The sequence below is a fragment of the Rhodococcus sp. 5G237 genome, assembly GCF_053764735.1.
Genome location: NZ_JBSNCD010000005.1, coordinates 47,787 through 66,687 on the forward strand (window position 1 = coordinate 47,787; position 18,901 = coordinate 66,687).

An 18,901-nucleotide genomic window follows, 5' to 3' on the forward strand; every position below is an offset into this window, starting at 1 on the left:
CTGGGTGCGGGACCCGTACAGCGTGTCGGTCAGCCGAGTTCGTCGAGCACCCGCGCGACCACCCGGTCGGTGCTCAAGCCGTACCGGTCGTGGAGAGTGGGCAACGCGCCGGCATCGAGGAACCGGTCGGGCAGACCGATGGGCACGACCCTCTTTCCCAGTCCTGCCCCGACGACCGCGGCAGCGACGGTCTCGAAGAGCCCACCCACCACGGTGTGGTTCTCGAGGGTGACCGCCAGTCGGTCGGTGTCGATCTCCGCCAGGACCGTCGCCGCATCGAACGGCTTGATGGTGGGCGTGTGGACCACCCCGACGTCCACGTGGTGCGTTGCCAGCACGTCCGCCGCCTGCAACGCCCGCATCGTCATCAGCCCGCTGGTGACGAAGACGACGTCGTTCCCGCCGCGCAGCACCTTCGCCTTGCCGAGTTCGAAGCGGTAGTCGTACTCGTCGAGGACGGTGGCGACCTTGCCCCGCAGCAGACGGAGGTAGGTGGGTCCCTCACTCGCGGCGAGCTGCGGCACGGCCTGTTCGATGTCGATCGAGTCGCACGGATCGACGATCGTCAGGTTGGGCATGCCGCGGAAGATGGCGATGTCCTCGGTGGCCTGGTGGCTGGGGCCGTATCCGGTGGTCAGGCCGGGGAGTCCACCGACGATGTTGACGTTGAGGTTCGGCTCGGCGATGTCCAGGCACAGGAAGTCGTACGCGCGGCGCGCGGCGAACACCGAGTAGGTCGACGCGAACGGGATCAGGCCGGTCTCGGCCATGCCCGCCGCGGCACCGAGGAGCAGCTGTTCGGCCATGCCCATCTGGAAGAACCGGTCCGGGAACGCCTCGGCGAAGATGTGCATGTCGGTGTACTTCGCGAGATCAGCGGACAGGCCGACGATCCGATCGTCCTCCTGGGCCGCCGCGACCAGCGCGTGGCCGAACGGTGCGGCGGTGGTCCGCTGCCCCGGGTCGACGAAGGAGGCGATCATCGCCGAGGTCTTGAGCTTGGGGGCGGTGGTGGTCATCGGACGTCCTCGCGGTTGTGGCCGGCGGTCAGCTGGTCGCGGCAGATCTGCCATTCGTCTTCGTCGATGCGCATGAAGTGCGCCTTCTCGCGGGTTTCGAGCAACGGAACGCCCTTGCCGACGCGGGTGTCGCACAGGACGATCGCCGGGGATCCGGTCGGGGCGGCCTCGGCGATCGCCGCATCGAAGGCGTCGAGCAGCGCGCCCGTGTCGTTGCCGTCGACCCGGTAGGTGCGCCACCCGCAGGCCGTCCACTTGTCGTGGACCGGTTCCGTGCTCAGCACTCCGCTGGTGGCACCGTCGGCCTGCAGTGCGTTGATGTCGACCATCGCGATGAGGTTGCCGAGCCGGTGGTGGTGCGCGCTCATGGCCGCTTCCCAGGTCGACCCTTCGTCGAGTTCGCCGTCGGACAGGAAGTTGAAGACCCGTGCCGGCGAATCCTGGTGACGCAGGCCCAGTGCCATGCCGACGGCGATCGGAAGGCCGTGGCCGAGCGAGCCGCCGGAGATCTCCATGCCGGGGGTATAGGTCGACATGCCCGACATCGGCAGGCGCGAGTCGTCCGAGCCGTAGGTGAGCAACTCGTCGCGGGAGATGATCCCTGCCTCCGCGAGCGCCGCGTACAGGCCGATGGCATAGTGGCCGGTCGACAGGAGGAACCGGTCGCGGCCGTCCCAGTGCGGGTCGTCGGCGCGGAAGCGCAGATGGTCTCCGTAGACGGTGGCGAGGATGTCCGCGGCGCCGAGCGCTTGGCCGACGTAGCCCTGGCCTTGTTCCTGGCCCATGTCGATCACGTTGTGCCGGAGTCGGTAGGCGAATTCGTCGATGGCGGCGAGTCGCTCGTTCCGAGGCAGGGCGACGTCGGGACGGGGATGCGCTGTGGTGGTCACAGAAGTTCCTTTTCCTTGGTGCTCGATGCCGCGGCGGTCCCACCGGACAGGGGGCCGTCGGGGCTATCGGAAGGGTGTGAGTTCGACCGGCCGGCCTGATCGGCGAGGCGGCGCTCGGTCCGTCCCCAGGTCTCACGGGTGACGAGGGCGCAGACGAGACCGACGAGGCCGTAGAAGCTGAAGAGCAGGGCCGGGCCGATCCAGCCGAAGGCGAAGTAGAGCAGTGCGGTGATGAACGGGGTGAACCCGGAGACCATCGCCGAGATCTGGTAGGCCAGCGATGCGCCCGAGGCGCGGCGCGCTGCTTGGAACAGTTCGGGGAACCAGGCACCCTGCGCTCCGGCGAGGGCGTTCTGGCAGACGGCGTAGGCGATCACGACGGTGGCGAGGATCAGCACGAACATGCCGGTGTTGACCAGGAGGAACATCGGGACCCCGAAGAGGGCGGCGAACGCGCAGACTCCGAGATACACCGGGCGGCGGCCGATACGGTCGGTCAAACTCGCCCAGCCGATCGTGGCGAAGATGCCGATCGCCGAGGCCACACACAGCGCCAACAGGGTTTCCGATTTCCCGGCGAGGTCGTTCTCGTGCAGGTAGGAGATCATGTAGGTGATCGAGACGGCGTAGCCGGCGGTTTCGGCCACGCGCAGGCCGATGCCGCGGAGGATGTCGCGCCAGTCCTTCTTGACGGAGTCGAGGATCGGGGAGGCAGCGATTTCGCCACTGTCCTTGACGTCCTCGAAGACCGGGGACTCGGGCACCTTGGACCGGATGATCAGTCCGACGACGACGAGGACGATGCTCGCGAGGAACGGCACCCGCCACGCCCAGTCCCCACCGAGGTGGACGCTGAACAGGAATACGAGGTTCGCCAACAGCAGCCCGACGGGGAATCCCGCTTGGACGATGCCGGTGTAGCGGCCCTTCGATTTCCACGGCGCGTGTTCGTAACTCATCAGGATCGCTCCGCCCCATTCGGCGCCGAAGGCGAGTCCCTGGATGATGCGGACGGTCACCAGCAGCGCCGGTGCGACGAGACCGACCTGGCCGTAGGTCGGAAGCAGGCCGATGGCGAAGGTGGCCAGGCCCATGACGATCAGTGAGGCGACGAGGACCGGCTTGCGCCCCACCTTGTCTCCGAGGTGACCACCGAGGATCCCCCCGAGAGGTCGTGCGGCGAATCCGACGCCGAGGGTGGCGAAGGCGGCGAGGGTGCCGATGACGGGATCGCCGCTGGGAAAGAAGGCCGTCCCGAAGTACAACGCTGCGGCAGTGCCGAAGCCGATGAAGTCGTAGGTCTCGATGACGGCGCCGACAGAGGAACCGATCGCGACGCGTTTGGCGTCCTTGGTGCCCTCGACGGGACCTCGCATCTCGAGCGCTTCTGTGCTCATGAATTTCTCCTTGCGGACCGAGGATACGGCCGCTGGTGCGACGGGGAAAGAAGATGTCGACTGTCAACAGTGAACCCAGTGTGAGCACGGACACCCCATCCTGTCAACTGTTAGTAGGCAACGGTTGACTGTTGACAGTCAGCACGGTTAGCGTGGTCCCCATCACCTTCCAGGAGGTTCTCGTGTTCCACGATCGGCTCGGCTGCTCGACGATCAGCTTCCGCCACCTAGACCTGCCCACGGCGCTACGAACCATCGCCGGCCTGGGCTTCACCGAGATCGATCTCGGCGCCCTACCCGGAGTCTGCGATCACGTTCCGTTCGTGCTCGACGTGGACGCCGTCGATCGAGTCGCCGACGAGGTGGCAATCTCGGGCCTGCGCGTCCGTAGCGTCAACGGCGACATCGGCGACCTCGACGCGCCGTTGACCCCCGAAGAACAGGACCGGCGGGATCACCATCTCGACCGGTTGCTGACCCTCACCTCCCGCATCGAGGCACGCGCCCTGGTGCTGCCGTGCGGGCACCTCGACGACCGGCCCATCCGGTCCCTCGACGAAGACCTCGACACCGTCGCAGCACAACTCGAGCGCGCACACGTCCGGGCCCGGGACTTCGGGGTGGGCCTGTGGACCGAATCCCTCCACGTCCATCGACTGTGCTGCGACATCGCTCGCGCTGCGCGGCTGACAGCACGACTGTCCCCCGACATCGGCGTGGTGATGGACTTCAGTCACATCGTCGCCTCGGGCGGAGATCCCGTCGATTTCGTCGACCTGTTCGTCTCGCGCATCACGCACGTCCACCTCCGGGACGCCGTGCCCGGAAACATCAACCTCAGCATCGGCAACGGGCACGCCGACTTCGCCGGCGGCCTCGCCGCCCTCGACGCCCGCGGGTACACCGGGCATTTCGCCCTCGAACTCGAGACCCGCGACATCACCGACCCCGATCGCCCCGAAAGCGCCTCTCGGGCAGCTCGATTCGTCACCATCCTTATCCCCTGACCCAACCTTCAAGGAGAAAATCCATGTCCTCGATCCGACGCACCGCAGTCGTCACCGGAGCAACCTCAGAGCGCGGCATCGGCCTCGCCACCGCCCGTCGCTACGCCGAGGACGGCTGGGCCGTCGTCGTCCTCGATCTGGACGGTGAGAAATCCGCCAAGGTCGCCGCCGAGATCGGCAGCGAGTACTCCGTCCCGTCCTTCGGACACGAGATCGACGTGGCCGACGAGGCGTCGGTACAGGCAGCGCACGATGCCGTCGCCGCGGAAGTCGCCGCGGGAAACCTCCCGCCCGTCGGAGCGGTCGCGAACATCGCCGGCATCACCTCGCCGGTGCCGTTCCTCGAAACGAGCCTCGAACTGTGGAACAAGGTGATGGCCGTCAACGCCACCGGCACCTATCTCGTCACCCGGGCATTCCTGCCGGGCATGATCGAGAACGGATGGGGACGCATCGTGAACATGTCGTCGGTCTCCGCCCAGCGTGGCGGCGGTGTCTTCGGCAAGGTCCCCTACTCGTCGGCGAAGGCCGCGGTCCTCGGATTCACCAAGTCCCTCGCCCGCGAGCTCGGCGACTGCGGCGTCACCGTCAACGCGGTCACCCCCGGCGCGGTCGACACCAGCATCCGCGTCGGCAGCACCCCGGAGCAGGAGGCCGCCATCTGCCGCGACGTTCCCATCGGACGCACCGCCACCACCCGTGAGGTGGCCTCGGTCATCACGTTCCTGTCGTCGGAGGACGCTGCCTACCTGACCGGTACGACCGTCGACATCAACGGCGGCAGCCACATGCACTGACCACTCCGTCCGGTGTCCGCTCATGCACCCTCGTGGTCGGACACCGGACGGCACCGTTTTCACTTCGGTCGCCGGACGAGCACCATGACAACAACGCCTTTTTTCGCCCCATTCGGTAGCAGCCCCGACGTGGAACTGCAGCCGTGGCAGTCGCGCGCCGACTGCAGTCTCATCGATCCCTCGATCTTCTTCCCGCCGGACGACGAATCGCGCGGGATGCGGCAGCGCCGTGAACGGACGGCGAAACGGATCTGCACGTCGTGCCCCGTCCGCATCCCCTGCCGCGACTACGCGCTGGAAACCCGCGAACGTCACGGGATCTGGGGAGGAACATCCGAATCGGACCGCCGCAGGGGAAGACCGACCTCAGACCGCGCTCGGACAACTCACACACTCGGGATGAATCCATAGGGTGAATTCGTGACCGAGCGCCACTCCCCTGGTGAAATGCAGTGTTCGCCGCTGTGTTCATATCGCGGAAGCACTGTCGCCGTAGCGATCCCGGCCTATACTCGCGCAATGTTGATCATCGGAATCATTCTGTTCGGACTGCTCGTCGGCGCGGCGGCACAGCTCATCGTGGGCAGGTCCGGAACCGGGATCGACTGGACGCTCGCGTTCGTCGCAGGCGTAGGGGGTTCGTTCGTCGGTGGTCTGCTCATCAGCCTTCTCGCAGGTGACGGACTCGAACTGCGTCCCAGCGGGATCATCGGTTCCCTCGCCGGCGCGATCATCGTGACCGCCGCCTGGTCGGCCTGGAAGTCGCGGTCGCGTCAGGCCTAGCGGCCTCGGTCCACCGTCGCTCCGGGGCCCGCGCGCTGCCGCGCTCACTCGTCGGCGTCGTCGTCGAATCTGCGCTGCGCGTCCTCGATGCGAGAAAGATTCGTCGACGCCCACAGCAACAGGGCGTCGATCGGTTCGCGCACCGTCTTCCCCAGCGGGGTGATGCGGTATTCGACCGCGACGGGACGGGTGTTCACCACTCGACGTTCGACGATCCCGTTGCGTTCGAGTCTGCGCAGCGTGGTCGTCAGGGATTTCTGCGTGACCTCGGGAACCGCGCGCCGCAGCTCGTTGAAGCGGCGCGGAGCCTCGCACAATTCGGTGAGCACGCTCAGGGACCACTTGTCGAGGATCTGCCCCAACAGTTCCCGGTGGGCGGCGACGGCGAGCAGATCGTGGTCAACGGTATCCGACATGAAACCTGGTTTCGTTGAAGTGACTTCCGGACACCAAGTATAAATCGGATACCACTTGGTTCCGACCCGAGGAGAATCCGTGTCCGTCACCCTGTTCAGCCCCCAAGGCACGCTGCCGAACGCTCCCTACCACCACGTCGCAGTCTCCACCGGCACGCGACAGGTCCATCTCGCCGGACAGATCGCACACATGCCGGACGGCTCACCGATTCCTACCGAGCTCGCCGGTCAGGTGGCCCAAGCGCTGCGCAACGTCGCACGAGGCTTGGACGGAGCCGGCGCGACCTTCCGCGATGTCGTGCGCCTGACGTTCTACGTCACCGACTGGCATCCCGAGAAGATCGGACAGTTCATGGCGGGTGTGCAGGCCGTCGCGCAGGAGCTCGATCTGCCCGATCCGATGCCGCCGGCATCGCTGATCGGTGTCGCGGCGCTCTACGAACCTGCCGTGCTCGTGGAGATCGAAGCCACCGCGGTTCTCGAGGGATGAGCGTCGTAGATCAGGCCGCGCAGATCCCGAAGACGGGGAATCCGTCGTCGCACGCAGTGGACCGGAACGCGACCCGCACCCGGGCCTCGGCGCAGTCGGGGAACGATCCTTCGATCTTCGAGTAGAGCCATGGCCCGTCGTCGAGTTCGACGATTGCGAGGGTGACCGCGCTGTCGTCCTGCGCGCCGACGTCGAGCGGTTCGACGACCTTCCAGGACACGATCGAGCCGGTGCCGGAGCAGCGGGCGGACTCGAGGTTCGCGCCGCCGCAGGAGGAGCAGCGCGCTGTCTCGGGAGCGTGAAGCGTCGTGCAACTTCCGCAGCGCAGGATCGTCATGCAGTTCTGCGTCGCGTGGGGCGCCATCGCGGTCCTTCCGTCAACGGAGAATGTCCGAGCCACGAAGCGGTCCGTCGTAGAGGGGGCGGGACCCCCGACGGGCCGATGACGTGGCTCCGATCATCGGCCCCCTATTCGAAGGTAGGTCGACCCGGGACCTTTTCCATCGGTACGCGAGCACACAGATCGTGGGGGTTCGCTGGTCGCAGCGCACAATGCCGGGTCGGTCGGCAGGGCCATTCGGCTCGGTCGGGCCACCGGATGCCACTTGGACAAGCGCCCGAAACAAACTCCTGACCTGCAGATCTGCCCTACTTCGACGTGATCCAGCTCGCACCGGCACCCAGTGCCACGCCCGGACACTGTGCGCGCAGCCCGAACCACGACGGAAACAGTGTGCAGCCGCACCGGTGAACCGAGGGACGTTCGTCCTTAACGTGGAAGACAGCGGCACCCGCTTCGCCGGGTCGACTCGCCGCTGTTCGACCGTCTCCCCTTCGTGGATCGACCGGTCGCAGACACCCCACCGGTTGTGAGGAGCTCTTTCCCGTGACGACCGCACGTGACGTGCGCGCATCCCTCGTTCCGCGCGAGCTGCCGACGCCTCCGCCGCCGCACTCCCCCGATCGCTCGGCCCCGGTCCGCCGGCGCGACTTCCCCGGGTCGAGCCGTCAGTCCAAACTTCTGGCGCAGGCGATCCGCATGTCGGTGCGTCCACTGCTCGGGTTGTGGGGCCGTTCGACGACGCTGCCCTGGCCGACGGGTCTGCTGGACGCCGCCGGAGCGCTGCTCCCCGCGATCGACGGGACGGTGTGCGCTCCCGTCCAGCTGCCGAACTGCACAGGTTCCTGGGTGGAAGGCCCGAGAACGGGACTCGATCGTGTGATGCTCTATCTGCACGGCGGCGGCTTCCTGTGCGGCGGGATGCGCAGCCACCTCCGCCTCGTCTCGCGGATCTCCGATGCCGGCCGCACCCCCGTGCTGATGGTCGACTACCGGATGCTGCCGAAGCACTCGATCGACGACGCCGTCGACGACGGTGTCGAGGGTTATCTCTTCCTGCTCGCCGCCGGTTACCGACCCGAGCAGATCGTGATCGCCGGTGATTCCGCCGGCGGCTATCTGGCCTTCATGGTGTCGCTCGCGTTGCGCGACGGGGGCATCCCGGCGCCGGGAGCGATCGTCGCCCTGTCCCCGCTCACCGAGCTGGATCCCGCCCGCAAGCTCGGCCACTCCAACGCCGCACACTGCGCGCTGCTGCCCGGCAACGCACTCGAAGCGCTGGCCGGCCTTGCAGGACGTCGCCAGGAGCCGGGGCGGATCTGTCCCGCCGACGCGGATCTGTCGGGCATGCCGCCCACGCTCATCCAGGTCGGCTCGCACGAATTGTTCCTGGTGGACGCGGAATCGATGGCCGACCGTCTCGCCGACACCGGTATCGCGTGCGAACTGCAGGTCTGGGACCGGCAGGTGCACGTATTCCAGGCCGCCGCGGATCTGCTACCTGAAGGAGTCCGCGCGATAGGCGAGATCGGACGGTTCGTTCGCAGCGCCGTGCCCGGCTCCCGCTGACGCGCAGTCAGCCGGACGCGGGTGGAATCTCCGAATCTGAGGCGAGCACGGCGGCGCCGAGCCAGTGGCACAGCGCGAGCGCGTTCTCGAGGTCGAGTCGACACTCGCGGACACTGTGCCCGATCTGCTCCTCCGCCTTGCTGATCCGGTAGGCGACCGAATTCCGGTGCAGATGCAGCCTTTCCGCTGTGGCGACGAAACTCCCTCCGCTGGAAAGGAATTCCCGCAGTGTGTGCCGCAGTTGTGCGGCAGCGGGATCGTCGGCGGCGAGGCGGCCGAGCACATCCCCCACCCAGGCGCGGGCCCATTCGAGATTCGTGCACATCAACGCGACCGCGCCGACCTCGTCGATCGAAACGAGACGCGGACCCGGCAGAGCCGACGTCAGAGCCACCTCCCGCGCCTGCGCCGCCTGCCGGTGCGTCCGGACGAAACCGTCGATCCCCTCCTGCGGCGCGCCGACGGCGACACCGACGGGTCGCTTCCAGGACGCGACGATCCCGGACAGTCCGCTCGGGTCGATGCGATCGACCGTGCCGAGCGGGATCCATGCCCAGGCGGTGTACTCGTCGAACTGCTCGAACAGCACCCGACCTCCCCGCCCGAGATGTTCGGCCAGAGCCGTCACCGCCTGCTCGAGGCCGTCCCATTCGGTGCCGGACCGGTCCCCGCCGACCACTTCGATGTCGTCCGTCCAGACGATCACCCCGAGGTGGTGCTGGCCGAGCCGGTAGCCGAGGGTGCGCTCGGCGTCCCCCACCTCGATCGGTCGTCCGGCCAGGATGTCCTGGATGCGGGCGGTCCGGGAGGCGTTGCGGTTGAGCAGCCAGGTGTCGCGCTCGGTCTCGTAGACCCCGAGCAGCTTCTGCGACACCCCGTCGATCCCGGCGGAGAGTTTCATCAGGATCTCCACGCCCGCCTGCATCACTGCCGCGGCGTCGTCGCTGAGTCCGGCCAGCACCTCGAGGCACCAGCGCATGATGCTGTCCTGCGCGAGCCGGTTGCTGCGGTCGACCACCGAGACCGGGAATCCCTGTCGGGCCAGCATGCGCACCAGCGAGTAGGACGCCGCCGGGATCTCGATCTCCTCGAGGTCGTCCCGCAGGAACCGGGTGATGGCTGCGACGCCTTCCTCCGCGGCCTGGGCGAGGGAGCGGCGGGTGTGGCGGTCGGTGGACATCGCCTCGATCTCGGCCGAGATCCGCTCGGTCATGTACTGCGTGATCTCGGCGTGCCGCGTCGTCGACAGGTCGGCGACCGCCTCGATCAGTGCACGCGTGGCAGGTCCGGGATCGCCCACTCTGTGGGCGCCCTGTCCGATCTCGTGAGGATTCATCGTGTCCGATTCCGGAGGCTATGGCGTCTGTCCGGGTGCACTGCCGTTGCCGAGCGCACCGCCTCGACCGTAACGGCTCGGGGCGGGCCGCCACCGCGGATCGGGGCGTCCATCGGGCAACGATCGTGCCGACACTCACCCCGGGTGTTGTCCGGACCCGTCGGTTGCGCCGCCTAACCTGTCACGGTGAGTGAATCAGGCCGAGCGCGGTTCGGCGCGATCGAGGACGCGTCGGTGCGGGACGACCGCCTGCGCCTGTTCTCGTTCGCCACGGCCGAGAAGAGGGTGCACTACCTGTGGGTTCTTCGCGCATTCGATCATGCGCGCGGCAACTACTCGGTGCTGCTGCACGCCGGCGACGTCGAGAACGTCCTCACCCGGCTCCCGGGAGGGAGCGGCGACGACGTGCCCGATTCCTCCGAGATCCCGGCGCTGCTCGAGCAGCTCCACGCGTGGGGTGTGCTCGAACGCAGCTACGACGGGTCCCGGGCGGCGACGCTCGCCGAGTACCGCAACCGGCACTACGTCTACCAGTTCGGGCAGGCAGGCTACCGGGTGTTCCGCGCCGTGGAGGACGTGCTGTCCTCCCGCGGGGAGGACGTCTCGCTGTCGCGTCTGGCCCTTCCCGATCTGCTTGCCGATCTCAACGATCTCGCCGACGCGAACGCGGCCGGCGACGGCGAGCTGGTCTACCGGAAGTTGAGCCGCCTCGACGCGACGTTGTCGGACATGGCCGAGCGCGCCGCCCGTTTCTATCTCGTCCTCGGCGAGCTGGTGCGCACCAACGAGGTCACTCCGGAGACCTTCCTCGCCCACAAGGACGCGCTGCTCACCCACATGCGCGAGTTCAGCACCGATCTGGCCCGTTATGCCCCGAAGCTCTCTGCGGCGCTCGACCGGGTGCAGGCCACCGGGGTGCAGAAGCTCACGGCGGCCGCAGCCCGGCACGACGAGCGGGTGCTGCTGTCGTTCGAGGAACGCGAGGCGGACTGGGCGCAGCGCTGGTGGGGAATCGAACATTGGTTCGTCGGTGTGGGCTCCGAACCGAGCGAATCCGAACGCCTGCGCGGCGCGACCATCAATGCGATCTCCGCGGTGCTCGGGTTGCTGCGGCGGCTCACCGAGCAGCGGCGCGGGGGTGTCAGCCGCGAGTCGCAGTTGCGGCATCTCGCCGGTTGGTTCGCTGCCGCGCCGTCCGAAGAGGCCGCACACGCGCTGTTCGGCGCGGTGTTCGACCTGGGCCGGCCCCGACACTTCTCCGTCGCCCATCCCGATGCCGACATCGTGCCGGTCACCCGGTCGTGGTGGGAGGCGCCTCCCGTGGAGATCGCCCGCACCCTCGCCGAGACCGGCCGGCGCCCCGCAGCGGGAGCGCCGGGGCGGATCCAGCGCAACGACGCCGGGGTACGACGGCTGCGCGAGGCGCAGCTCGAGAAGCAGCGTCGCCGCGCCGAGGCGGCGCGCTCCCTCGCCGCCGGAGGTGTGCGCGAACGGAAGCTGAGCGAACCGGAAGCGGAGGTGCTGTTGAGCCTGCTCGACGCCGCACTGTCGGCCCGGGTGCCCGTGAGCGGGCGGGTGCGCAGCGACGATGCCTCCTCGGGTACGCAGAACGGGGTCAAGCTCACGCTCCGACCGAGCGCCGAGTCGACAGTGGTGCACACCGCGCGCGGACGCCTGTATCTCGACGGTCTGTCGGTGGAGGTGCGATGAGGGCGCGTTCGATCCCGTCCGTCGAGCTGGATTCGTATCAGCGCGCCGCACGGCTGGTGCTCACCCACCATCTCGTCACCGCGACCTTCCCCGATCGGTCGGCGCTGGCGACGGTGCGCCGCTGGGCCACCGAACTGCGCGAGGATCTGCTCGCCACCTTCGGATACCGGCTCGAGGTCACCGAGACCACCGCGCGGCTGTTCACCGTCGCCGATCGCCTCGACGCGGGGGCGGGCACGTCGACGCACACCGGCCGGCCGTTCGACCGGCGCCGTTATGCCTATCTCGCCTTGGCGATCGCCGCGCTCGGTCGCGGCGCCGGGCAGATCACGCTGTCCGAACTCGCTCAGCACGTCGCGTCCGAGGCGAGCCGGGTGGACGGCGTCGAGCTCGACACCGAACGTGCCGCCGATCGCGATGCCTTCGTCGACGCCGTGACCTGGCTCGGCGTGCGCGGCGCGATCACCCTCGCCGACGGTGATGCGGGCAGGTGGGCGAGCGATCCCGACAGCGGTGAGGCGCTCTACGACGTCGACCGCGCGGTCGTGCACGCCCTGTTCCGGCCGCCACGGGCGTTGCAGCATCTCGAATCGGTGCGCGGTTTGCTCGGCAATGCCGGTGCCCCGCACTCGGATACGGCGGAGGTTCGGCGGCGGGTGCGACGCGCGCTGGTGCAGCGTCCCGTGGTGTACGCCGACGATCTCGACGACGACGAAGCGCTGCAGTTGGCGTTGCCGCGCACCACCGACGAGGTGGAGTTGCTCACCGGACTGGTGTGTGAGCGTCGCGCCGAAGGTGTTGCACTGGTGGACACCTCGGGACGGTTGTCGGACGTGCGGTTCCCGAACACGGGGACGGTCGCGCAGGTCGCGCTGTTGCTGGCCGGGGAGATGTGCGATCGCATCCTCGATCCCGACGCCCCCACCCCTCCACGGATGCCGGTGCCCGCGGAGACGCAGGACGGCCTCGTCGCGGCGGTCGATTCCGCGATCCCGAGGTCGACGGTGTTCACCCCGCTCGCAGCGTCCGACAACCCGATCCCCGACGAGCAGGAGAAGGACGACGACGCTCGTGCGCCACTGGAGCATCCATTGCTCGAGGATTCGTGGCTGGCGGGCACGGTCGGTCGTCTCGTCGACATCTACGGCCGGACCTTCGCGGCGCAGTGGCAGGCCGACCCGGCGGGACTGGCCGAGGCCGCGGTGGACATGCTCGACAGGCTGAGGCTGGTGTCCCGGGTGCCCGGCGGGGTGCTCGTCCTGCCCGCGATCGCCCGCTTCCGCGGCGTGACGGTCAGTGTGCGCGAACGGGATCCGGAGATCGATCTGTTCCCCGCCACCACCCCGCCGACAGTTCCCGCCCCCGATACGACCCCGACGGAGATCTTATGAGCAGCGCCCGATTCCGCCCCACGCGTGCCGGGATCATCAATCTGTGGGACTACCGCGACCAGGAGTTCTCGTTCGCCGACGGACGATTGGTGCTGCGCGGACCGAACGGGTCGGGCAAGACCAAGGCGCTCGAGGTGCTGTTCCCGTTCGTGCTCGACGGCCGGATCGAACCGCGACGTCTGAACCCGTTCGCCGGCGAGGAGCGCACCATGCGCTCGAACCTGCTGTACCGAGGGCAGGACAGCGCCCACTCGTACGTGTGGATGGAGTTCTGCCGCGGCCGCGCCGACGACCCGGAGGCCGTCACCGTCGGCATCGGGATGCGTGCCACCCGCGGAAACGACAAGGTCACCCGCTGGCATTTCGTCGTCGACGGCCGTGTGGGAGTGGACTTCTCGTTGCTCGACGACGAGGACCGGCCGCTCACCCGCAAGCAACTGGTCGAGCAGATCGGGGCCGACGCGATCGTCGATCGTCCCGTCGACTACCGGGCGGCGATCGACGCGCGCATGTTCGGTCTGGGCGCGCAACGCTACGACCAGCTGATCAACCTGATCCTCACGCTGCGCCGCCCCCAGCTCGCCAAGAACCTCGACCCGAAGGGCCTGTCGCAGGCGCTGACCGACGGCCTTCGCCCCCTCGACGACGATCTCATCGTCGAGGCCGCCCGCTCGTTCTCCGCGATCGAGGAGGTCGAGCGCACCCTCGAATCCCTCGCGGCCGCCGACGATGCGGCGCAACAGTTCGTCAAGGTGTATTCGAAGTACCTCCGTCAGCAGGCCCGCACCGCCGTCGACAAGGTCGCCACCCGTCTCGGGGTGGTGGACACCACGGTCCGGTCGCTGCGTGAGGCGACCGAGGCCCGCACCGAAGCCGCCGCCGCGCGCACCACCTCCGAGGAACAGCTCCTGGTCGCCGAACGCGACCACGAACAGGCACGCACCACCCTCGAGGCATTGCACCGCTCGAGCGCCTACGAGGGCAAACAGCAGCTCGACGACCTCGCGTCGGCGGTGAAGAACCTCGAGCGCACCACCGCCGCGCAGGCCGAGCAGGCGAACCGCGCCCAGACCGTCGTGGCCGACCGGCTCCGCGACCACGACAGTGCCCGCGACGCGCTGGAGACGGCGACGGCGGCACGTCGCCGCGCCGAGGACGGGCTGAGTGCGGCGGCCGAGGACGCCGGCATCACGTGGACAGGCCTCGACGGCACCGCACGGACCGAGCAGCTCAACGCCGCGATCGACGCGCTCGCCGAGGAACGCGACGCCGACGTGCGCGCGGTGCGCAACGCACTGTCCCAGCTCGACGGTGCGACCGCCGCGCGGTCGCGGGCCGAGGCCGCCGCGGTGCGTGCCCGCGCGCAACGCGACACCGCGTCGGCCGCGGTGGAGGCCGCCGAGACCATGGTCGAGCTGTCCCGCAGCGAGGTCGCCGCCGAGCTGGGCCGGTGGTGGTCCGATCGCGCCGAGACCTTCGCCGCCGTGGGTGTGTCCACTCCGGCCTTCGAGGCGCTCGACACCGCATTCGGCACCGTCGGTCAGGACGATGCCCCGTCCCCGGCGGCGGTGTTCGCCGATCACACCGGGCCCGTGCTCGATGACCTGCGGTTCCGGCGTCGCGTGTGCGCCTCGGAGATCGAGTCGCTCGGCACACGGATCGCCGAACTCGAGACCGAACGCACCGCCGTCGCGGCCGAACGCGACGACGCTCCCCCGGCGTTCCCGGCTCGCACCGGCAGCCGCGACGATCTCGTCGGCGCGCCGCTGTGGCAGCTCGTCCGGTTCCGCGACGACGTGTCGGCGCACGACGCCGCCGGTATCGAAGCGGCCTTGCAGGCCGCGAACCTGCTCGACGGGTGGATCACCGACGGTGCCGGCGACCTGCCGGACATCGAGTCGGAGCAGTTGTTGGTTCCGCTCGCGCCCGAGCACCGCCCCAGCGGCCCCACGCTCACGGATGTGCTCGTTCCCGAATCCGACACGGCCGTGCCCGAGGAACGGGTCGCCGCGGTGCTGTCGTCGATCGCGTGGGCCACCGATCCCCGTCCGGACGCGCGGGTGTCGGTCGATGCGCACGGCGGGTTCCGTCAGGGAGTGCAGCTCGGTCGCCACGTCAAGGAGCAGGCCGAGTTCATCGGAGCCACCGCCCGCGCCCGGCGCCGGCAGCGTCGCATCGTCGAACTCGAGACGACCATCGCCGAGTGCCGCGCCGACGTGGAGTCGCTGCGCGAGCAGGACCGCGAGATCGGCGACCGGATCACGGCACTCGACGAGGCCGCGAAGTCGTTGCCGCGCACCGGATCCGTGCTCGCGGCGCTGCGCAAGGTCACCGAATGCGCCGGCGCGTTGCGGACCGCATCCGGATCCGCGGCTGCCGCCGATCGCGACCTGGACCAGGCGATCGCCGCGGTCGCCACCAAGGAGCAGCACCTGCGCTCGACCGCCGGCCGGCACCGGGCGCCGCTCACCGCGACGGAACTCGACAGTCTCGACGCGGCCGTGCGGCACTTCCGTTCGCAGGGCCAGGCCCTGCAGCGCGCCCTGCGCGAGCAGGTCACCTGTGGTGATCGCCTCCGCGACACCGAGGTTCGGCTCGACGAGGCGCGGGTCTCCGCCGAGAATGCGGCCGAGCTCGCGGCGGAGAACGCCGAGACGCTGGCCAACGAGCAGCAGAAGCTCGAGACGCTCCGCGAGTCGATCGGGGCGAGCGCCGACCGGATCGATGCCCAGCTCGACGAGGCCCGGCGCCGGATCGAGGTGGCGAAGACCGCCGAGCGGACCGCACGTAAGGCCCACGAATCGGCGCTCGAACGGATCGGCAAGGCCGAGGCCGCCCATACGGGCGCCGAGCAGACGCTGCGGTCGGCGCTCACCGAGGCCCGCGCCGACGCCGACGCCCTGGCGCCCTTCGCCCGGCGCGACCTGCTGACCCTGCTCGGCGTGGAGAGCGAGCACGTGTGGCCGTCCAGCGCGGCCGCGTGGCTCGACGCCGATCAGCTGGCCTACCGGATCCGGCAGTCCCCCGACGACACGGTCGACGTGCTGCCCACCGCGGTCCTCGCGTTGTTCCGGGCACTCGACGCCGCCACCGAGTCGGTCACGGCCTCCGAGTCGACCCGCAAGTCCACGGCCTCGGCACTGACCTCCGCACTGCAGGAGTTCGACGCCGAACTCGCCCGGGGCCGCGACTACCGGCTGCACTGGGATGCCGCCGACGGCATCACCGTCGTGCAGGTGCAGGACGAACAGGGTTACACGTCCGTCGCGGCGTTCGCGCAGCGCATCGCGCGGGCGCGGCAGGAACAGGAAACTCTGCTCACCGACTCCGAACGGCGCATCCTCGAGGACGCACTGCTCACCGGTCTCGCGCAGCAGATCCACGAACGCACCGTCGACGCCCGCGACCTCATCGCCCGCATGGGTACCGAGATGCGGCAACGGCACATGTCCTCGGGCAACACCATCGGGGTGCACTGGGTGCTCGCCGACCATCTCGACGAGCCGGCGCGGGCGGTGTGCAAGCTTCTGGACCGCGACGCATCGATGCTGGCTCCGGAGGATCTGGCGGGGATCCGCGCGCATTTCGCGTCGCGGATCCGCGCGGAGCGGGCTGCGCATCCGGAACGGTCGTACCCGGAGATCCTCGCCGCGACGCTGGATTACCGCCGGTGGCGGGTGTTCTCGTTCAGTCTCGTCGGTTCGGACGGCAGCGAGGACCGGCTCACCCCGGCCCGACATTCGGCGCTGTCCGGTGGCGAGCAGTCCGTCTCCCTGCACCTGCCGTTGTTCGCCGCAGCGCACGTGATGCTCGATTCCGCCGACCCGCATGCGCCGCGTCTGCTCGCCCTGGACGAGGCCTTCGCCGGCGTCGACGACACCGGCCGCAGCGAATTGCTCGGTCTGTCCGTGCAATTCGACCTCGATCTGTTCATGACCGGTTTCGACCTGTGGATCACCTATGCCGGCGTGCCAGGTTGTGCGCACTACGATCTGTCGCATTCGGTGGCCGAGCACACCGTCGCCACCACGCTGCTGGTGTGGTCGGGTGGCGAACTGCTCGCCGAGCACGACGGGTCGGATCTGGAGAGCGCGCTCGGATCTCCGCGGACCCGGCGGGTCACACGTCCGGTGGAGGGGGCCCTCGAGTTCGCCTGATCGTGACGACGGTCACTGCGGCGTGTTCCGCCTCGATCGGAGCTTTCACCTGCGTCGCGGTCCTACGATCCGGAGATGACGAGGCTTCGGGTATCCAGACTCATCGTCGGTGTTGCGACCGTGGCCGGGCTACTGCTGGGCACGAGCCCCGCGGCAGCGGCACCGGCGCCCGGCGCGCGGGTGACCGCGTCGCCGGACGGTTTCGCGCTCGACGGTCGGGCCTGGTGGCCCACCGGGTTCAACGCCTACCAGCTCGCCACCGACTGGTCGGTGAACTGGGGATGCGGAGCGATGGTCGACCTCGATGCCTATTTCGGTGCACTGCCCCCGAATTCGCTCACCCGCTTCAACCTCTTCCAGGCGCTGGCCCTCAACCGGTTCACCGGGCAGCTCGACTTCGGACCGATGGACGCGGTCTTCGCGGCCGCCGAAGCGCACGATCAGATGCTGTTGCCGGTCCTGGCACCGCAGGACGGCGCGTGCGAGGACGAGGTCTTCAAGGGACGGCAGTGGTACGTCGACGGGTGGACCGAATTCACCCCGGGTCACGAGCGGGTGGTGATGAGCTACCGCGACTGGATGAACACCGCCGTCGCCCGCTACCGGAACTCCCCGTCCCTCGCGGCGTGGGAGCTGGTCGGCGAACCGGAGACGAGTTCGTGCACCGACGCCGCGTGCCAGTGGTGGACCCGGTCGTGCGAACCCGGCGCCGCGCAGGTGCTGCGCGACTTCTTCGACACGGCCGGCGCCGAACTGCGCGCCGTCGACCCTCGCACCCTGATCACGGCCGGTTACACCGGGGGTGGCCAGTGCGGAACCCAGGGTGACGAATACCAGTTCGTCAGCGCCTCCCCCTATGTCGATGCCGTGCAGTACCACGACTACGGTGCCGACGCCGTGCCGTTGCCCGGCGATCAGTGGAACGGCCTCGCCCGGCGGGTCGCACAGGCCGCAGCCGTCGGAAAGCCGTTGCTCGTGGCGGAGATCGGCGAACTCGCCGGGTCCTGCGGGGCGCTCGGTGACCGCGCCGACCACATCACCACGAAGATCGAGGGCCAACGCGCCGCCGGCACCGCGGGTGCACTGCTGTGGGCGTTCGTGCCCGACCCGAGGGAGGGCGACTGCACCTACGACATCGGATTCGACGACCCACTGTGGGATGTGGTCGAGGATCTCGGGTCCCTCGAACCCTCCGCCCTCCCCAACGCGCAGTTCTCTCCATGAGAGCAGTCCTCACACGTCGACGGTGAAGCCGAGGTCCACATCGCAGGCAGCCTGTCCGGCGCGGATCCCCCAGCTCTCGGTCGGGATGTCGCGCACGATCACGGTCACGTGGTCGGCGGGGATCGCGAATGCGCCCAGCCGCTCGGTGATCTCGCGGTAGAGGTGACGCTTGGCGTCCACGCTGCGCCCGGCGAAGCAGTCGACGATCACGAGGGTGTAGAGCTCGGGCGAGGTCAGGGTCGGCGGCACCGCGAAGCGTCCGGGTTCGTGAACCACGAGCCGGATGTGCTTGTCGGCCGCCGGGATTCGGAAGGCGGCGACGAGCGCGTCGTGGACTGCGTCGATCATGCCGGTCTCGACCTAGCGGTCGTGGCG

17 protein-coding genes are annotated in these 18,901 nt (G+C 69.0%); 10 read left to right on the forward strand and 7 right to left on the reverse strand.

Features of this window, described 5'->3' with window-relative positions; genetic code table 11:
- Positions 1-29: 29 nt before the first annotated feature.
- The 3 genes from ACWPOC_RS12590 to ACWPOC_RS12600 are packed head-to-tail and all read right to left on the reverse strand — an operon-like array spanning position 30 to position 3,306.
- Positions 30-1,019 (reverse strand): transketolase family protein, encoded by a 990-nt coding sequence (locus tag ACWPOC_RS12590; protein WP_120284262.1) that lies wholly within the window; start codon positions 1,017-1,019, stop codon positions 30-32.
- Positions 1,016-1,909 carry a transketolase gene (locus ACWPOC_RS12595; RefSeq protein ID WP_120284264.1) on the reverse strand — a complete coding sequence of 298 codons (894 nt, stop codon included), beginning with the start codon at positions 1,907-1,909 and terminating at the stop codon, positions 1,016-1,018. The genes ACWPOC_RS12590 and ACWPOC_RS12595 overlap by 4 nt, the downstream gene beginning before the upstream one ends.
- Positions 1,906-3,306 (reverse strand): MFS transporter, encoded by a 1,401-nt coding sequence (locus ACWPOC_RS12600; protein WP_085468180.1) that lies wholly within the window; start codon positions 3,304-3,306, stop codon positions 1,906-1,908. The genes ACWPOC_RS12595 and ACWPOC_RS12600 overlap by 4 nt, the downstream gene beginning before the upstream one ends.
- A gap of 152 nt (positions 3,307-3,458) precedes the next feature.
- Here ACWPOC_RS12600 and ACWPOC_RS12605 point away from each other — a divergent pair, with 152 nt between their 5' ends.
- The 4 genes from ACWPOC_RS12605 to ACWPOC_RS12620 all read left to right on the forward strand — a co-directional run bounded on the left by ACWPOC_RS12605 (position 3,459) and on the right by ACWPOC_RS12620 (position 5,893).
- Entirely contained in the window at positions 3,459-4,313 is an 855-nt protein-coding gene (locus ACWPOC_RS12605; protein WP_455408763.1) for a sugar phosphate isomerase/epimerase family protein, read from the forward strand.
- Positions 4,314-4,336: 23 nt separating this feature from the next.
- Entirely contained in the window at positions 4,337-5,110 is a 774-nt protein-coding gene (locus ACWPOC_RS12610) for an SDR family oxidoreductase (RefSeq protein WP_120282571.1), read from the forward strand.
- Positions 5,111-5,194: 84 nt separating this feature from the next.
- Entirely contained in the window at positions 5,195-5,521 is a 327-nt protein-coding gene (locus ACWPOC_RS12615; RefSeq protein WP_120282570.1) for a WhiB family transcriptional regulator, read from the forward strand.
- A gap of 108 nt (positions 5,522-5,629) precedes the next feature.
- A complete protein-coding gene (locus ACWPOC_RS12620; RefSeq protein ID WP_120282569.1) occupies positions 5,630-5,893 on the forward strand; it encodes a GlsB/YeaQ/YmgE family stress response membrane protein in 264 nt (87 codons plus the stop codon).
- Positions 5,894-5,937: 44 nt separating this feature from the next.
- Here the strand turns inward: ACWPOC_RS12620 and ACWPOC_RS12625 are convergent, their stop codons facing one another.
- The gene (locus ACWPOC_RS12625; protein ID WP_120282568.1) at positions 5,938-6,309 is read right to left on the reverse strand and encodes a winged helix-turn-helix transcriptional regulator; all 372 of its coding nucleotides are present in this window, start codon (positions 6,307-6,309) and stop codon (positions 5,938-5,940) included.
- 79 nt (positions 6,310-6,388) lie between these two features.
- On the opposite strand from ACWPOC_RS12625, the gene ACWPOC_RS12630 reads away from it, so the two are divergent.
- Positions 6,389-6,799: a RidA family protein gene (locus tag ACWPOC_RS12630; RefSeq protein WP_120282567.1), complete on the forward strand. Its 411-nt coding sequence runs from the start codon at positions 6,389-6,391 to the stop codon at positions 6,797-6,799.
- A gap of 10 nt (positions 6,800-6,809) precedes the next feature.
- Here the strand turns inward: ACWPOC_RS12630 and ACWPOC_RS12635 are convergent, their stop codons facing one another.
- Positions 6,810-7,163, reverse strand: a complete 354-nt coding sequence (locus tag ACWPOC_RS12635) for a Zn-ribbon domain-containing OB-fold protein (RefSeq protein WP_060653435.1) — start codon at positions 7,161-7,163, stop codon at positions 6,810-6,812.
- A gap of 522 nt (positions 7,164-7,685) precedes the next feature.
- On the opposite strand from ACWPOC_RS12635, the gene ACWPOC_RS12640 reads away from it, so the two are divergent.
- Complete coding sequence (locus ACWPOC_RS12640) at positions 7,686-8,708, forward strand: alpha/beta hydrolase (protein WP_455408764.1); 1,023 nt, start codon at positions 7,686-7,688, stop codon at positions 8,706-8,708.
- 7 nt (positions 8,709-8,715) lie between these two features.
- Here ACWPOC_RS12640 and ACWPOC_RS12645 read toward each other — a convergent pair whose 3' ends face one another.
- A complete protein-coding gene (locus tag ACWPOC_RS12645; protein WP_120282566.1) occupies positions 8,716-10,044 on the reverse strand; it encodes a helix-turn-helix domain-containing protein in 1,329 nt (442 codons plus the stop codon).
- A 249-nt stretch (positions 10,045-10,293) separates the two neighbouring features.
- On the opposite strand from ACWPOC_RS12645, the gene ACWPOC_RS12650 reads away from it, so the two are divergent.
- The 4 genes from ACWPOC_RS12650 to ACWPOC_RS12665 all read left to right on the forward strand — a co-directional run bounded on the left by ACWPOC_RS12650 (position 10,294) and on the right by ACWPOC_RS12665 (position 18,526).
- Positions 10,294-11,754 (forward strand): TIGR02677 family protein, encoded by a 1,461-nt coding sequence (locus ACWPOC_RS12650; RefSeq protein ID WP_120284256.1) that lies wholly within the window; start codon positions 10,294-10,296, stop codon positions 11,752-11,754.
- Positions 11,751-13,145: a TIGR02678 family protein gene (locus tag ACWPOC_RS12655; RefSeq protein ID WP_120282565.1), complete on the forward strand. Its 1,395-nt coding sequence runs from the start codon at positions 11,751-11,753 to the stop codon at positions 13,143-13,145. Before ACWPOC_RS12650 ends, ACWPOC_RS12655 begins: the two co-directional genes overlap by 4 nt.
- Positions 13,142-17,302, forward strand: coding sequence for a TIGR02680 family protein (locus tag ACWPOC_RS12660; protein ID WP_120282564.1), 4,161 nt, complete (start codon positions 13,142-13,144; stop codon positions 17,300-17,302). Before ACWPOC_RS12655 ends, ACWPOC_RS12660 begins: the two co-directional genes overlap by 4 nt.
- Positions 17,303-17,377: 75 nt before the next feature.
- A complete protein-coding gene (locus tag ACWPOC_RS12665; protein WP_455408765.1) occupies positions 17,378-18,526 on the forward strand; it encodes a beta-mannosidase in 1,149 nt (382 codons plus the stop codon).
- Positions 18,527-18,535: 9 nt separating this feature from the next.
- On the opposite strand, the gene ACWPOC_RS12670 is transcribed toward ACWPOC_RS12665, so the two are convergent.
- Entirely contained in the window at positions 18,536-18,874 is a 339-nt protein-coding gene (locus ACWPOC_RS12670) for a tautomerase family protein (RefSeq protein ID WP_143533330.1), read from the reverse strand.
- Positions 18,875-18,901: the final 27 nt, after the last annotated feature.

What these genes read in the sequence shown, in the direction of transcription:
- ACWPOC_RS12590 (WP_120284262.1), bottom strand. Translation starts at nt 1,019, where the DNA reads ATGACCACCACCGCCCCCAAGCTCAAGACCTCGGCGATGATCGCCTCC.
- ACWPOC_RS12600 (WP_085468180.1), bottom strand. Translation starts at nt 3,306, where the DNA reads ATGAGCACAGAAGCGCTCGAGATGCGAGGTCCCGTCGAGGGCACCAAG.
- ACWPOC_RS12610 (WP_120282571.1), top strand. Translation starts at nt 4,337, where the DNA reads ATGTCCTCGATCCGACGCACCGCAGTCGTCACCGGAGCAACCTCAGAG.
- ACWPOC_RS12615 (WP_120282570.1), top strand. Translation starts at nt 5,195, where the DNA reads ATGACAACAACGCCTTTTTTCGCCCCATTCGGTAGCAGCCCCGACGTG.
- ACWPOC_RS12620 (WP_120282569.1), top strand. Translation starts at nt 5,630, where the DNA reads ATGTTGATCATCGGAATCATTCTGTTCGGACTGCTCGTCGGCGCGGCG.
- ACWPOC_RS12625 (WP_120282568.1), bottom strand. Translation starts at nt 6,309, where the DNA reads ATGTCGGATACCGTTGACCACGATCTGCTCGCCGTCGCCGCCCACCGG.
- ACWPOC_RS12635 (WP_060653435.1), bottom strand. Translation starts at nt 7,163, where the DNA reads ATGGCGCCCCACGCGACGCAGAACTGCATGACGATCCTGCGCTGCGGA.
- ACWPOC_RS12645 (WP_120282566.1), bottom strand. Translation starts at nt 10,044, where the DNA reads ATGAATCCTCACGAGATCGGACAGGGCGCCCACAGAGTGGGCGATCCC.
- ACWPOC_RS12655 (WP_120282565.1), top strand. Translation starts at nt 11,751, where the DNA reads ATGAGGGCGCGTTCGATCCCGTCCGTCGAGCTGGATTCGTATCAGCGC.
- ACWPOC_RS12660 (WP_120282564.1), top strand. Translation starts at nt 13,142, where the DNA reads ATGAGCAGCGCCCGATTCCGCCCCACGCGTGCCGGGATCATCAATCTG.
- ACWPOC_RS12665 (WP_455408765.1), top strand. Translation starts at nt 17,378, where the DNA reads ATGACGAGGCTTCGGGTATCCAGACTCATCGTCGGTGTTGCGACCGTG.
- ACWPOC_RS12670 (WP_143533330.1), bottom strand. Translation starts at nt 18,874, where the DNA reads ATGATCGACGCAGTCCACGACGCGCTCGTCGCCGCCTTCCGAATCCCG.